Annotated in this window: 14 protein-coding genes; 12 read left to right on the forward strand and 2 right to left on the reverse strand. The window is 71.7% G+C overall.

Going from position 1 to position 14,808, the window contains the following annotated elements; translation table 11 throughout:
- Window positions 1-232 precede the first annotated feature (232 nt).
- Window positions 233-1,969: a long-chain fatty acid--CoA ligase gene (locus tag AB0M28_RS07705; protein WP_365399386.1), complete on the forward strand. Its 1,737-nt coding sequence runs from the start codon at window positions 233-235 to the stop codon at window positions 1,967-1,969.
- 115 nt (window positions 1,970-2,084) lie between these two features.
- On the opposite strand, the gene AB0M28_RS07710 is transcribed toward AB0M28_RS07705, so the two are convergent.
- On the reverse strand, window positions 2,085-2,288 hold the full coding sequence (locus AB0M28_RS07710; RefSeq protein ID WP_003984261.1) for a cold-shock protein: 204 nt from the start codon (window positions 2,286-2,288) through the stop codon (window positions 2,085-2,087).
- Between the two features lie 234 nt (window positions 2,289-2,522).
- Here AB0M28_RS07710 and AB0M28_RS07715 point away from each other — a divergent pair, with 234 nt between their 5' ends.
- From AB0M28_RS07715 to AB0M28_RS07745, 7 genes are all read left to right on the forward strand, one after another.
- Window positions 2,523-3,374 carry a menaquinone biosynthesis protein gene (locus tag AB0M28_RS07715; RefSeq protein ID WP_365399389.1) on the forward strand — a complete coding sequence of 284 codons (852 nt, stop codon included), beginning with the start codon at window positions 2,523-2,525 and terminating at the stop codon, window positions 3,372-3,374.
- Between the two features lie 138 nt (window positions 3,375-3,512).
- Entirely contained in the window at window positions 3,513-5,297 is a 1,785-nt protein-coding gene (locus AB0M28_RS07720) for a serine/threonine-protein kinase (protein ID WP_365399392.1), read from the forward strand.
- An 82-nt stretch (window positions 5,298-5,379) separates the two neighbouring features.
- A complete protein-coding gene (gene mqnC, locus AB0M28_RS07725; RefSeq protein WP_365399395.1) occupies window positions 5,380-6,570 on the forward strand; it encodes a cyclic dehypoxanthinyl futalosine synthase in 1,191 nt (396 codons plus the stop codon).
- Window positions 6,571-6,574: 4 nt separating this feature from the next.
- Window positions 6,575-7,114 carry a hypothetical protein gene (locus AB0M28_RS07730; protein WP_365399398.1) on the forward strand — a complete coding sequence of 180 codons (540 nt, stop codon included), beginning with the start codon at window positions 6,575-6,577 and terminating at the stop codon, window positions 7,112-7,114.
- Between the two features lie 432 nt (window positions 7,115-7,546).
- Entirely contained in the window at window positions 7,547-8,239 is a 693-nt protein-coding gene (locus AB0M28_RS07735; RefSeq protein WP_365399401.1) for a demethylmenaquinone methyltransferase, read from the forward strand.
- 97 nt (window positions 8,240-8,336) lie between these two features.
- Window positions 8,337-9,614 (forward strand): geranylgeranyl reductase family protein, encoded by a 1,278-nt coding sequence (locus tag AB0M28_RS07740; RefSeq protein WP_365399403.1) that lies wholly within the window; start codon window positions 8,337-8,339, stop codon window positions 9,612-9,614.
- The gene (locus AB0M28_RS07745; protein WP_365399406.1) at window positions 9,611-10,108 is read left to right on the forward strand and encodes an RDD family protein; all 498 of its coding nucleotides are present in this window, start codon (window positions 9,611-9,613) and stop codon (window positions 10,106-10,108) included. Before AB0M28_RS07740 ends, AB0M28_RS07745 begins: the two co-directional genes overlap by 4 nt.
- 76 nt (window positions 10,109-10,184) lie before the next feature.
- Here AB0M28_RS07745 and AB0M28_RS07750 read toward each other — a convergent pair whose 3' ends face one another.
- Window positions 10,185-10,955, reverse strand: coding sequence for a C40 family peptidase (locus AB0M28_RS07750; protein ID WP_365399409.1), 771 nt, complete (start codon window positions 10,953-10,955; stop codon window positions 10,185-10,187).
- A gap of 841 nt (window positions 10,956-11,796) precedes the next feature.
- On the opposite strand from AB0M28_RS07750, the gene AB0M28_RS07755 reads away from it, so the two are divergent.
- From AB0M28_RS07755 to AB0M28_RS07770, 4 genes are read left to right on the forward strand one after another with little or no spacing between them, the layout of a single operon-like run.
- Window positions 11,797-12,156: an NADH-quinone oxidoreductase subunit A gene (locus AB0M28_RS07755; protein WP_365399411.1), complete on the forward strand. Its 360-nt coding sequence runs from the start codon at window positions 11,797-11,799 to the stop codon at window positions 12,154-12,156.
- 17 nt (window positions 12,157-12,173) lie between these two features.
- Entirely contained in the window at window positions 12,174-12,728 is a 555-nt protein-coding gene (locus AB0M28_RS07760) for an NADH-quinone oxidoreductase subunit B family protein (RefSeq protein WP_365399414.1), read from the forward strand.
- Complete coding sequence (locus AB0M28_RS07765) at window positions 12,725-13,468, forward strand: NADH-quinone oxidoreductase subunit C (protein ID WP_365399417.1); 744 nt, start codon at window positions 12,725-12,727, stop codon at window positions 13,466-13,468. The genes AB0M28_RS07760 and AB0M28_RS07765 overlap by 4 nt, the downstream gene beginning before the upstream one ends.
- Window positions 13,468-14,793, forward strand: a complete 1,326-nt coding sequence (locus tag AB0M28_RS07770) for an NADH-quinone oxidoreductase subunit D (RefSeq protein WP_365399420.1) — start codon at window positions 13,468-13,470, stop codon at window positions 14,791-14,793. Before AB0M28_RS07765 ends, AB0M28_RS07770 begins: the two co-directional genes overlap by 1 nt.
- Window positions 14,794-14,808 lie beyond the last annotated feature (15 nt).

Raw genomic sequence — 14,808 nt, forward strand, 5'->3', positions numbered from 1 at the left:
CGCGCAGCAGCACCCCGAACAGCGCCGCGCACAGCCGCGCCAGCAGCGGCCCGAGCAGCGCCACGGCGAGCATGAACAGCATCACGACGCCCAGCTCCGGTACGTCCGGCCACCGAAGGGCGAGCGGCTGAGCGCTGCGGTCAACCCGGCTGACTCCCTCGGTCATCCCGGCCCGCCCCCGGCAGTCCCTAGCGTCGTACGCGGTCCCCGACTCCCCCCGGAGGTGGCTCGTATGGCGACGGAAGCCCGGCCGTCGACCCTGGCCGTGTTCGCCGAGTGGATCGCGGAGCAGTACGGCGGGAGACCCGCCCTGCGGCTGCCCGGCGGCGGGGGAGACGTGTCGTACGAGGAGCTGCGCGACCGTGTGCGGCTCGTCGGCCGCGGGCTGCTCGGGCTCGGGGTGCGGGCCGGGGACCGCGTGGCGGTGCTCTGCGAGACGCGGGCCGAGTGGACGTACGCCCATCTCGCGGTGCTGGCCACGGGTGCGGCGCTGGTGCCCGTCTACCCGAGCGCCGGGGACGACGAGGTGCGCTGGGTGCTCGGCGACTCCGGGGCGTCCGTGGTCCTGTGCGAGGACGACGCCCAGGCGGCGAAGGCCGAGCGGCTGGGCGGGGGCGGCACGGTCGTGGTGATGACACCCTCCGCGGCGGGCCGGCCGCTGATGACCGAACTGCCGGACCCCGCCCCGCTGCCCGAGCTGCTCGCCCGCGGCCGTGCGGTGCGCCCCGGCGACCTGGCCACCATCATCTACACCTCCGGCACCACCGGCCTCTCCAAGGGCTGCCGCCTCACCCACGGCAACAGCACCGCGATCCGCGACGCCACCGCCGGCTTCGCGCAGAGCGGGCCGGGCGACGTCACGTACATCTACCTCCCGCTGGCCCACCTCCTCGCCCAGCTCACCGAGCTCTCCACCCTCCTCAACGGGGCCGCGCTGGCCTTCTGGGGCGGCCGGATCGAGGACATCGTCGGCGAACTGGGCCGGGTGCGTCCCACGCACCTGCCCTCCGTCCCCCGGCTCTTCGAGCGCGTGCACGCGCAGGTCGCCGCGCTGGCGGAGGCCGCCGGGCCGGACGGACGGGAGCGGTTCGAGGCGGCGGTACGGCTCGGCGCGGAGGTCGACGCACTGCGCGCGGCCGGGCGGGAGCCGACGGCGGCGCAGACGGCCGCGTACGAGCAGGCCGACGCCGGGCTCTACGCCCTGGTCCGCGGGGTCTTCGGCGGCCGGCTGCGGCAGGCCAACGTCGGCGGCGCCCCCATCGCCCCGCAGACCCTGGACTTCATGCGGGCCTGCGGCATCCCCGTGTACGAGGGGTACGGCATGACGGAGTCCGCCGGGATCATCGCCCTGAACCACCCCGGCGCCCACCGCTACGGCACCGTCGGCCGGCCGATCCCCGGCTGCGAGGTGCGGATCGCCGGGGACGGGGAGGTGCTCGCCCGCGGCCCCATGGTCTTCGGCGGCTACCACGCCAACCCCGGCGCCACGTCCGCCGCGCTGGACGACGAGGGCTGGCTGCACACCGGCGACCTGGGGGAACTGGACACGGACGGCTATCTGCGGGTCACGGGTCGTAAGAAGGACATCATCATCACCTCGTCCGGCAAGAACCTCACCCCGTCCCTGACGGAGTTCGCGCTCCAGCAGTCCCGCTGGATCTCGCGGGCGGTGATGATCGGTGATCACCGTCCGTACCCGGTCGCCCTCATCACGCTGGACGCGGAGGAGATCGCCGGGCTGGGCATCGACGGCCCGCCGTCGGAGTCGGCGAAGGCCCGGTCGCTGGTACGGGAGGCGGTGGACGCGGTCAATGCGAACGCGTCAGGTCCGGCCCGGATCAGGGCCTTCGCGATTCTGGACGAGGATTTCTCGGTGGCCGGCGAGACGCTCACCCCGACGCTGAAAATCCGCCGAGCGGCCATCGCGGAACGGTACGCAAAGGAAATAGCGGACCTGTACGGAGCGTGAACGGCGACGGAATTCGGGCGGTGTCCCCGACAGCCTTGCGGCCGCTCTCCGACGTAAAAGGCAGGAGCCCCGTCCGCTGCGCGGACGGGGCTCCTTGGGTGTATCAATCAGCGAGTCACACCGGGGTGACGTTCTCCGCCTGCGGGCCCTTCGGACCCTGCGTGACGTCGAAGTTCACCTGCTGGTTCTCCTCGAGGGAGCGGAAGCCAGAGGCGTTGATCGCGGAGTAGTGCACGAAGACGTCGGGGCCGCCGCCGTCCTGAGCGATGAAGCCGAAGCCCTTCTCGGCGTTGAACCACTTGACGGTTCCGGTAGCCATAAGCCCTCCTTGGGCCAAAGGGTTGCCCTGCTCCCAGAACCTGCATCCTGCGAAGTCTGAAACTACAAAAGCCTGCGGCGTCACAAGCTCCGCAGGCTCTGTACTGCAAGGGAAACCAAACTGCAACTTGCGTTGAGCCTAGCACGGGAGCCCCGGCCGGGGAAGGCTGAAAGATCACGCCATGGTGAACACCCGGATCCCAGTACGAGCCGGGCCGGGGCGTAGCCTCGGGACGTGACTGCAACACAGAACGGTCCCGCGGGGAGGCCCAGCCGGCCACGAGTCGGCCACATCCAGTTCCTGAACTGCCTGCCCCTCTACTGGGGCCTGGCCCGGACGGGCACCCTCCTCGACTTCGACCTCACGAAGGACACCCCCGAAAAGCTGAGCGAGCGGCTGATCGCCGGCGAGCTCGACGTCGGCCCGGTGACCCTCGTCGAGTATCTGCGTCACGCCGACGAGCTCGTCGCCCTGCCGGACATCGCGGTGGGCTGCGACGGGCCGGTGATGTCGTGCGTGATCGTCTCCCAGGTGCCGCTGTCCGAGCTGGACGGTGCCCGGGTCGCCCTCGGCTCCACCTCGCGGACGTCCGTCCGGCTCGCGCGGCTGCTCCTCGCGGAGCGGTACGGGGTCTCGCCCGACTACTACACGTGCCCGCCCGACCTCCGGCTGATGATGCAGGAGGCCCAGGCGGCGGTCCTGATCGGCGACGCGGCGCTGCGGGCGTCGTTCCACGAGGCGCCGGAGCTGGGGCTGCAGGTCCACGACCTGGGCTCGATGTGGAAGGAGTGGACGGGGCTGCCGTTCGTCTTCGCGGTGTGGGCGGCGCGGCGCGAGTACGCCGCGCGTGAGCCCGCGCTGCTGGCCGACGTGCACCGGGCGTTCCTGGAGTCGCTCGCGGTGTCGCTGGAGGAGGTCGGGAAGGTGGCGGAGCAGGCGTCGCGCTGGGAGGCGTACGACGCGGAGCTCCTGGAGCGCTACTTCACGACCCTCGACTTCCGCCTCGGGGCACCCCAGCTGGAGGGCATCACCTCCTTCGCCTCCCGCGCGGGCTTCCCTGAGTCGTCCCGCGTCAGCCTCCTCTGACCCCGCGCCCCATCGAGGTCGGGAGAACCGGCCCCGCGTCCTCGTCACCGTGCCCTGACAAGTCGCGGGGGTGCCCGGGCAAACCGCGTGGCGTGCCGGGTGGCTCCCCCTAAGCTGGGCGAGGGCAACCATGGGGGAATGATGCAGCCACTGCAGACGGGCGACCCGCGGGCGATAGGGCCGTACACCCTGCTGGGCCGTCTGGGGTCGGGCGGGATGGGGCGGGTGTACCTGGGCCGCAGCCCCGGGGGACGGACCGTGGCCGTCAAGGCCGTCCACCCGCACTTCGCCACCGACGACCAGTTCCGCGCCCGGTTCCGCCGCGAGGTCGAGGCCGCGCGCCGGGTGGGCGGTGCCTGGACCGCCCCCGTGCTGGACGCCGGGCCGGAGGCCGACGTGCCCTGGGTGGCCACCGGATACGTCGCCGGGACGGCGCTCAGCGACGCCGTGGAGGCGCACGGGCCCCTGCCGCCCGAGGCGGCCCGCGCCCTGGGCGCGGGCCTCGCGGAGGCGCTCACCGCCGTGCACGCGCTGGGCCTCGTCCACCGCGACGTCAAGCCCTCGAACGTCCTGCTGACCCTCGACGGCCCCCGGCTGATCGACTTCGGTATCGCCCGCGCCACCGACGGCACCGCCTCGCTGACCGCCACCGGCGTCTCCGTGGGGTCGCCCGGCTACATGTCGCCGGAGCAGATCCTCGGCCGCGGCGCCGCCGGCCCCTCGGACGTGTTCTCGCTCGGCGCGGTGCTCGTGTACGCCGCGACCGGACAGCCGCCCTTCACCGGGGACAGCGCCCCGAGCCTGCTCTACCAGGTCGTCAACGAGGACGCCCAGCTGCACGGCCTCCCCGGCATCGACCCCGTACTGGCCGAGGTGGCGACCGCCTGCCTGGCCAAGGACCCGGACGCCCGCCCCGCACCGGCCGCGCTCGCCGGACGGCTCGCACCCGGCGGGGCGGCGGCCCTGATGGGCGCGGGCTGGCTGCCCGCCCCGGTGTCCGACGGCATCAGCCGCGCGGCGATCGAGCTGCTGGGCCTGGAGGCGCACCCCGCGCCGGAGCCCTCCGGCCCCGTGCCGCTGCCCCGCGCCGAGTACGGACCGTCGTACGGCTTCGGCCCTCCGCCGTCCCTCGTCGACACCGCAGGCAACGCGTCCGGCAACGGACACACCCCCGCGGCCGGCGGCGGCTGGCCGACACCCCCCGGCGCCGTACCGCCACCGGGCAACGGCTCCTGGGGGAACACCTCCCACGGCGCCGGCGTCGTGCAGGACGCCCGTCCCGCCGACGCCCCCACCGCGCAGCCGGCCGTCCGCAGCGCGGAGCTCGGCTGGCGCGGCCGCCGCGCGAGCTGCACGCTCGTGCTGTCCGTGGCCGGCGCCGCGGCCGTCGCGATGCTCGGCCTGTACCTCAGCGGCGTACTGAAGGACGACGGCAGCCGCGACAACGCCTCGAGCAACGACACCACCGCCACCCCCACCGCGCCGGCGGCGACGAGCGCGCAGCCCAGCGCCCAACCCAGCCCCGAGGACACGCCGGACCCCACGGCCGCCCCGGCCGGCAAGGACCTCGCGCAGGTCCCCGAGTCCTTCCAGGGCACCTGGAAGGGCACCGCGCTGAACTCCGACGGCTCCCCGAACGGCGACCTCACCCTCGTCGTCGACAGCGGCCGCAAGGGCTCCGTGGTCACCCACACGACGTTCTCCGTGCTCAGCGTCGCCTGCCACAGCAAGGGCGAGCTGACCAAGGCCACGGACGACAAGATGCTCCTCGCGGAGACCACGGACACCGCGAAGCCCCAGACCGACTGGGCCTGCACGGGCAACCCCTCCAACGTCACCCTGACCCTCGACGGCGACAAGCTCCTCTACTACAACGACGACCCGGCCGGCGGCCGCACCCCCACCACCCTGACGAAGGAGTGACCCGGTCGCGGGGCGTGTCCGGGTGAACGCGTACGCTGCGAGGAGCAGATGTTCGCGCCGTGTGGAAGGGGCACCGGAGACCGTGGCCACTGACCTGCAGTCCGTTCTCGACCACGCCGCCGACGGGGGTCGCATCACCCCCGAGGAGGCGCTCGACCTCTACCGCGACGCGCCGCTGCACGCGCTGGGCGCCGCCGCCGACGCGGTGCGCCGCCGCCGGTACGCGGGCACCGAGCACATCGCGACGTACATCATCGAGCGCAACATCAACTACACGAACTCGTGCGTGACCGCGTGCAAGTTCTGCGCCTTCTTCGCCGCGCCCAAGAGCGACAAGGTCTGGGTGCGGGATCTGGACGACATCCTGCGGCGGTGCGCGGAGACGGTCGCCCTCGGCGGTACGCAGATCATGTTCCAGGGCGGGCACCACCCGGACTTCGGCGTGGAGTACTACGAGGAGAGCTTCTCCGCGATCAAGAAGGCCTTCCCGCAGCTGGTGATCCACTCGCTGGGCGCGAGCGAGGTCGAGCACATGTCGCGGATCTCCGGCGTCTCCGCCGAGGAGGCCATCCGCCGGATCCACGCCGCGGGCCTGGACTCCTTCGCGGGCGCGGGCGCGGAGCTGCTGCCCGAGCGGCCGCGCAAGGCGATCGCCCCGCTGAAGGAGAGCGGCGAGCGCTGGCTGGAGATCATGGAGATCGCCCACAACCTGGGCGTCGAGTCGACGTCCACCATGCTCATGGGCACGGGCGAGACCAACGCCGAGCGGATCGAGCACCTGCGGATGATCCGCGACGTGCAGGACCGCACGGGCGGCTTCCGCGCCTTCATCCCGTACACCTACCAGCCGAACAACAACGCGCTGAAGGGCCGTACGCAGGCCACGATCTTCGAGTACCTGCGGATGATCGCCATCGCCCGCCTCTTCCTCGACAACGTCGCCCATATCCAGGGCTCCTGGCTCACCACGGGCAAGGACGTCGGCCAGCTGTCGCTGCACTACGGCGCGGACGACCTGGGCTCCGTGATGCTGGAGGAGAACGTCGTGTCGTCGGCGGGCGCCAAGCACCGCTCCAACCGGATGGAGCTGCTGGAGCTGATCCGCGCCGCGGGCCGGGTGCCGGCGCAGCGCGCCACGACGTACGAGCACCTGGTCGTGCACGACGACCCGGCGAACGATCCGGTGGACGACCACGTCGTGTCCCATCTGTCGTCGACGGCGATCGAGGGCGGTACGGCGCATCCGGAGCTGAAGCTCCTCGACGTGAGCTGACGCCGTGGGGACGCTGCACGTTCCCGACCTGCTGATCAACGGCTGCTTCGAGTTCGAGGACTGCGCCGTGCTGGTCGAGGGTCCGGTGATCGCCGGCCTCGATTCCTACGAGACCCTCGCAGCGGCCCATCCCGGTGCGCGGGTACGCCGCTGGCCCGGCTACCTCGTACCGGGGCTGTGTGAGCACGGCGAAGTCGAGCGGCTGGAGCGCACGTACTACCCGGATCCGCGGGAGGCCGAGGAGCTGGGGACGGAGCCGCTGACCGGTGCCGCGTTGGCAGCCCTGGACATGAACGAGGCGCGCTGGGGCGCGAGCGCGCGGCGGGGTCTGCAGCGGCTGATGGCGCAGGGGATCGTCGAGATCTGCGGTGAGTTCACCAGGCCGGTGATCCGGGACGCGGTCCTGCGGTCGGGGATGTACTCGCAGCCTCCCCATGAGCGGCGCGCCCTGCGGGTGGGCGGGGAGGCACGGTTCGCGGTCTTCGACGACGACGGCTGCGTGGCTGCGGTGATCGGCGGCCGGCTGGTGTACCGGCGGCGCTGAGCCCCCTCACCCGCGAAGCCGGTCCGCGCCCCGCCGGGCTTCGGGTGGCAACCGGCGGGGCGCGGAGCTTCAGGGCGCCGTGCGGCGCTCGGTGGCCGGTCCGCGACCGGCGAGGCGGTGGCCGGTCTGCCCGCCCCCCTCCGGTGCTTGGCGGGCAGACCGGCTGCCGTTGGGGGGCTCACCCGGCCCCCCAGACCCCGGCCGTTCCGTACCCGTGCGGAGTCCGGCCGGGGAAGTTCCCGTTTGCGTCCGCATGCTCGGGCCCCCCGCCCCGAGCTGCTCCACAGAGACTGAACTGTGCGCCGTCCGAACACCACGGTTTTTGCTGACGTAAACGTGACATGGCGTAATTCCGCCGCAGCGACACGGCCGGCGGCCCGTTACCGGGGGGCCTCCCGGCCCGCCGCACCCGGCGTGCGCGAGAATGACCCCGTGACGCGAGCCTCCCTGGACAAGCAGCCGCACGAAGTCGCCGCGATGTTCGACGACGTCGCCGCGAAGTACGACCTGACCAACGACGTGCTGTCCCTGGGGCAGGACCGGCGCTGGCGCAAGGCCGTCGCGCAGGCGGTGGACGCGAGGCCCGGGGAACGGGTCCTCGACCTCGCCGCCGGCACGGCCACCTCCTCGCTGCCCTTCGCCGCCGCCGGGGCGTACGTCGTCCCGTGCGACTTCTCCATCGGCATGCTGCGGGAGGGCAAGAAGCGCAACCCGCGGCTGCCGCTGACCGCCGGGGACGCGACGAGGCTGCCGTTCGCGGACGCCGTGTTCGACGCCGTGACGATCTCCTTCGGGCTGCGCAACGTCCAGGAGACGGACGCCGCGCTGCGCGAGATGCTGCGCGTGACGAAGCCCGGCGGGCGGGTCGTCATCTGCGAGTTCTCCCACCCGACGTGGGCGCCGTTCCGCACGGTCTACACCGAGTACCTGATGCGCGCCCTGCCGCCGGTCGCGAGGGCCGTGAGCAGCAGCCCCGACGCGTACGTCTACCTCGCCGAGTCGATCCGCGCCTGGCCCGACCAGCCCGCGCTGGCGGCGCGGCTGCAGCAGGCCGGCTGGTCGAAGGTCGCCTGGCGCAACCTCTCCGGCGGCATCGTCGCCCTCCACCGCGGCCACCGCGCCTAGCCGGTATCCCGCCGACGCCGCCGGTGCCGCCCCTGAGCACCGGCGACACCACTCGTACACTGCGAACCAGCCACGCCTTCGACGACCAGGAGCAGACGTGACCCAGACCGAGCACACCGCCGACGTCATCGTCGTCGGCGCCGGGCCCGCGGGCTCGACCACGGCGTACTACCTGGCCAAGGCGGGCCTGGACGTGCTGCTTCTGGAGAAGACCGCCTTCCCCCGGGAGAAGGTCTGCGGCGACGGGCTCACCCCGCGCGCGACCAAGCAGCTCATCGCGATGGGCATCGACGTCTCCGAGGAGGCGGGCTGGCTGCGCAACAAGGGCCTGCGCATCATCGGCGGCGGCATGCGGCTGCAGCTCGACTGGCCGGATCTGGCGGCGTACCCGAACTACGGACTCGTGCGCAAGCGCGACGACTTCGACGAGCAGCTCGCGCAGCAGGCCGTGAAGGCCGGGGCGCGGCTGTACGAGCGCTGCAACGTGGGCGCGCCGATCATCGACGCCCGGACCGGCCGGATCACCGGCGTGGAGGCGAAGCTCGGCGAGGAGAAGACGCCGGCCACCTTCCACGCGCCGCTCGTCGTGGCCGCCGACGGCAACTCCACCCGGCTGTCGCTGGCGATGGGGCTGCACCGCGACGAGAAGCGGCCGATGGGCGTCGCCGTCCGTACGTACTTCGACTCGCCGCGGCACGACGACGACTACCTCGAGTCCTGGCTGGAGCTGTGGGACAAGCGCGGCGCCGAGGACCGGCTGCTGCCCGGCTACGGCTGGATCTTCGGCATGGGCGACGGCACGTCCAACGTGGGCCTGGGCATCCTCAACTCCTCGTCCGCCTTCAAGGAGCTGGACTGGCGCGAGGTGCTGAAGGCGTGGTGCGCCTCGATGCCCGAGGAGTGGGGCTACACCCCGGAGAACATGACCGGCCCGATCCGCGGCGCGGCGCTCCCCATGGCCTTCAACCGCAAGCCGCACTACACGCGCGGGCTGCTGCTCGTCGGTGACGCGGGCGGCATGGTCAACCCCTTCAACGGCGAGGGCATCGCGTACGCCATGGAGTCGGGCCAGATCGCGGCGGACGTCATCGTCCAGGCGCACGGCCGCGCCACGGGCCCGCAGCGGGAGCTGGCGCTCCAGCGCTATCCCCGGGTCCTGTCGGAGACCTACGGCGGCTACTACTCGATCGGCCGCGCGTTCGTGAAGCTGATCGGCAACCCGAAGGTCATGAAGCTCGCCACCCAGCGCGGCCTGTCGCACCCGGTGCTGATGCGCTTCACGCTGAAGCTCCTCGCGAACCTCACGGACCCGCAGGGCGGCGACGCGATGGACCGCGTCATCAACGGCCTGACGAAGGTGGCCCCGCGCGCATGAGACCCATGAGCGGCGACCGGCGGGTGGGCGACGGTCTCGCCCCGCTCCTGGTGGAGGAGGGCCCGGCGGCGTACGACCCGTCCGTGCCCGGCATGTTCCGGCGCGCGGTGGCCGTCCTGGTCGACCTGGTCCTCGCCGGCGCGGCGCTGATCGGCCCGGTGCTGCTGGTCGACGACTTCGTCACCGACCCGGGCACCATGCGGCTGACGGCGCTGCTGTGGATCCTGTGCCTGGTCCTGGTCTACGCGCCGCTGTCCAACGCCCGCTGGGGCGCCACGCCCGGCAAGCGCCTGCTGCGCCTGCGGGTGGTCCGCGATGCGGACGGCGGCAGACTCGGCTACGGCAGCGCACTGGTGCGCCACGTCGTCAACATGGCCACGGGCCTGGTCCCGTTCCTGGCGATCGCCAGCGGGAGCTTCGTGCCCGTCGGTGGCCGGACGCTGGCCGACCGGGCCGCCGGCAGCCGCGTGGTCCGGGCGCGCCGGGACGGCTGACCCACCGCGGCGGAAGACGCCTGAGCCTCCGTCCCGGTCGCCCGGGCGGAGGCTCAGCGCGTGTGCGGGTGCGACGTCAGAGGACGCGGACCGCCGAGGTCGGCATGTAGTACGACATCTCCTGGATGACGACGCCCTTGCTCGGGTTCGCCGCGTCCAGGTACTTGCCGTCGCCGATGTAGACCGCGACGTGGTACGCCGAGCCGATGCCGCCCCAGAAGACGAGGTCGCCCGGGCGGACGTCGGAGACCGCGATCTGCGTGCCGGCCGTCGACTGCTCCGCGGCGGTGCGGGGGAGCGAGACGCCGATCTGGCGGAACGCGGTCTGCGTGAGGCCCGAGCAGTCGTACGCGGAGGGGCCGGTGCCGCCCATCACGTACGCCTTGCCGACCTGGGCCTTGAGGAAGCCGATGAGCGTGGCGACGGAGCCGGAGGCGGTCGGGGAGGACAGGTCCGCGCGGGCCGCGGCGCGCGAGGCGCGCTCCTCGGCCGCGCGCTTGGCGGCGGCCCTGCGGGCGGCCTCGCGGGCCTCCTCGGCCTTACGGGCCTTCCTGGCGGCCTTCAGCGCGGCGTCCTGGGCCTCGGTGGCCTCGGCCTGCACGGCGGTGCGCAGCGCGGTCTGCTCGAGGGCCTCGACGCCCTCCTGGACCTTCGCCTCGACGTCGGGGATGACGGGGAGCTGGGCGGTGGTCTCCGCGGGCGCCTCGGCCTCGGCGGCCGACGCGGGGGAGGCGGTGGCCACCAGCGTCGCGAGGGCGCCACCGGCAACCCCGGTGCGGAGCGCGCGGATCGAGGCGCTGCTCCGGCGGGGCTTCCGGTGGCTGGGTATATGGGTCTTGAGGGACATGGTCCCCGTTGCTATCAGGGCTAAAGGTGCACTTTCAACAAACGTGCAATGCCTCACCTTTGACGCGTACGCGTCGCGAATCGGGTCCATCGACCGGGATTCCCGGGACGTTCGCCCCTTGGCCGTCGGCCCGATCGCGCGTGTAAGCACGGCGTTTACCCGCGGGGCGGGCCGTCCGGCGCGGCTATCACTCCGGGGCTGGTGAGCTCAAGCCTGAGCGCGGTGGGGCGTGTTGCCGCCCGAATCCGTGTGGCCGAGGTCACGAGACGGTATCGCCTATGTCGGACATGGCGGATGTGAGCTCCGGGGCACCGCCCCGCCCTCGCGCGGGGGTTGCGTGCCGCGCCGCCCCGGACCGGTGCGCGCCGCCCCGCGGCTCCGAGCCCCGTCGTCCGCTTACAACCGGCTTACCCCACAAGTCCCTATATCCCCACCCAAATACCCCGCGCCCCACTAACACGCACTCCCCGTCCAGCGCGAATTTGCGCAAAGTCGCGCGCACTTGATAGAGGCGCAACCCGTAAGCCACCCCTCTGACCAGCCCCAACGCCCCCAGTTGTGACCGAAGGTGATCATCGCACCGCTTGCCGCAAGATCAACCGCGTTGCCCGCAAAGATGATCATCCGCCGGGTGGTAAAGATCACAAACGAGTTGGTGACCCCCGTGTCGCAGATCACAAGGGCGGAGGCATAGGATGCGTCCCACGCGGGCTTGTGAACTGCCTCACATGTAAGCGATCTTCGTAGCCGCCGGGAGACGGCCACGACGACGCGGGGGGCGCAGCACGCCCGCGCCGAAGGCCGAAAGCAGTCATCGTCGACTGAGAGGAGCGAGGCAGCGGTGAACGCCTACACACCGATCCTCGTGCTAGGAGGCATCGCGGCCGCGTTCGCGATTTTCTCCGTGGTCATGGCCGCGATCATCGGCCCCAAGAGATACAACCGGGCGAAGCTCGACGCGTACGAGTGCGGTATCGAGCCGACACCGCAGCCCGCGGGCGGCGGCCGCTTCCCGATCAAGTACTACCTCACGGCGATGCTCTTCATCGTCTTCGACATCGAGATCGTCTTCCTCTACCCCTGGGCCGTCTCCTTCGACTCCCTGGGGATCTTCGGGCTCGTCGAGATGCTCCTCTTCGTGCTGACGGTCTTCGTCGCCTACGCCTACGTCTGGCGGCGCGGCGGCCTGGAATGGGACTAGGGGGCTAGGGGCGCACAATGGGTATCGAAGAGAAACTTCCCAGCGGCTTTCTGCTGACCACCGTCGAGCAGGCCGCGGGCTGGGTGCGCAAGGCGTCGGTCTTCCCGGCGACGTTCGGCCTGGCCTGCTGTGCCATCGAGATGATGACCACCGGCGCCGGTCGCTACGACCTGGCGCGCTTCGGCATGGAGGTCTTCCGCGGCTCGCCCCGGCAGGCCGACCTCATGATCGTCGCCGGCCGGGTGAGCCAGAAGATGGCTCCGGTCCTCCGGCAGGTCTACGACCAGATGCCGAACCCCAAGTGGGTCATCTCCATGGGCGTCTGCGCCTCCTCCGGCGGCATGTTCAACAACTACGCGATCGTCCAGGGCGTCGACCACATCGTCCCGGTCGACATCTACCTCCCCGGCTGCCCGCCCCGCCCCGAGATGCTGCTGGACGCGATCCTCAAGCTCCACCAGAAGATCCAGGGCGAGAAGCTCGGCGTGAACCGCGAGGAGGCCGCGCGCGAGGCCGAGCAGGCGGCGCTCAAGGCCCTGCCCACGATCGAGATGAAGGGGCTGCTGCGGTGAGCGACGCCGACACCAGCAACGGGGTCAACCCCGAGAAGGAACTGAGCGCCCAGAACCTGCCCGGCCGGCGCGGCGACGCCGGCGAGGAGATCCGCGTACAGCGCGGCATGTTCGGCGCGAACAACGGCGGTGACACCTCGGGTTACGGCGGGCTCGTCCGCTCCGTCCGGCTGCCGGGCGCCGCGCAGCGTCCCTACGGGGGCTACTTCGACGAGGTCGCCGACGAGCTGGAGGGCGCCCTGGAGGAACAGGGCGTCGACCCGGCCGGCGCCATCGAGAAGACCGTCGTGGACCGCGGCGAGGTGACGTTCCACATCGCCCGTGAATTCCTTCCCAAGGTCGCCACGACCCTGCGCGACGACCCGGCGCTGCGCTTCGAGCTGTGCACCGGCGTCAGCGGCGTGCACTACCCCGGCGACGAGGGCCGCGAGCTGCACGCCGTCTACCACCTGCGCTCGATCACCCACACCCGGCTGATCCGGCTGGAGGTCAGCGCCCCCGACAGCGACCCGCACATCCCGTCGATCGTGTCCGTCTACCCGACGAACGACTGGCACGAGCGCGAGACGTACGACTTCTTCGGCATCGTCTTCGACGGACACCCGGCGCTGACCCGGATCATGATGCCGGACGACTGGCAGGGCTTCCCCCAGCGCAAGGACTACCCGCTCGGCGGCATCCCCGTCGAGTACAAGGGCGCCCAGATCCCGGCTCCCGACCAGCGGAGGTCGTACAGCTGATGAGCACCTCACACGCCCCCCACCGCGACACCACCGAGGGCAAGGTCTACACCGTCACCGGCGGCGACTGGGACGAGGTCGTCCAGGCGGCCGCCCAGCGGGCCGACGACGAGCGGATCGTCGTCAACATGGGCCCCCAGCACCCGTCCACGCACGGCGTGCTGCGCCTGATCCTGGAGATCGACGGCGAGACGGTCACCGAGGCCCGCTGCGGAATCGGCTATCTGCACACCGGGATCGAGAAGAACCTCGAGTACCGCAACTGGACGCAGGGCACCACGTTCGTGACGCGGATGGACTACCTCACGTCCTTCTTCAACGAGACCGGCTACTGCCTGGCCGTGGAGAGGCTGCTCGGCATCCAGGACGAGGTGCCGGACCGCGCCACGCTCATCCGCGTGCTGCTGATGGAGCTGAACCGCCTCTCCTCGCATCTGGTGTGCATCGCCACCGGCGGCATGGAGCTGGGCGCGACGACCATCATGATCTACGGCTTCCGCGACCGGGAGCTGATCCTCGACCTGTACGAGCTGATCACCGGCCTGCGGATGAACCACGCGTACATCCGCCCCGGCGGCCTGGCGCAGGACCTGCCCCCGGGCGCGGTCGACGCGGTCCGCGAGACGGTGAAGAAGCTCCGCAAGAACCTCGTCGAGTACGACCAGCTGGCAACCGGCAACCCGGTGTTCAAGGCCCGTATGCAGGACGTCGGCTACCTCGACCTGGCCGGCTGCCTCGCCGTCGGCGCCACGGGCCCGATCCTGCGGTCCGCCGGTCTGCCGCACGACCTGCGCAAGTCCGAGCCGTACTGCGGCTACGAGACCTTCGACTTCGAGGTCCCCACCACCGACACCTGCGACTCCTACGGCCGCTACCTGGTCCGGCTGGAGGAGATGCGCCAGTCGCTGCGCATCGTCGAGCAGGTCCTGGACCGGCTGGAGCCGGGCCCGGTCATGGTCGGCGACAAGAAGATCGCCTGGCCCGCGCAGCTCGCGCTCGGCCCGGACGGTCTCGGCAACTCGCTCGACCACATCAAGAACATCATGGGCACCTCGATGGAGGCCCTGATCCACCACTTCAAGCTGGTGACCGAGGGCTTCCGGGTGCCCCCGGGGCAGGCCTACGCGGCCATCGAGTCGCCCAAGGGCGAACTCGGCGTGCACGCCGTCTCCGACGGCGGCACCCGCCCCTACCGGGTCCACTTCCGGGACCCCTCCTTCACCAACCTGCAGGCCATGGCGGCGATGTGCGAAGGCGGCCAGGTCGCCGACGTGATCGTCGCGGTGGCGTCCATCGACCCCGTGATGGGAGGCGTCGACCGGTGACCACTGCTTCCGACC

This window comes from Streptomyces sp. NPDC051940 (assembly GCF_040680895.1).
Classification (GTDB): Bacteria; Actinomycetota; Actinomycetes; order Streptomycetales; family Streptomycetaceae; genus Streptomyces.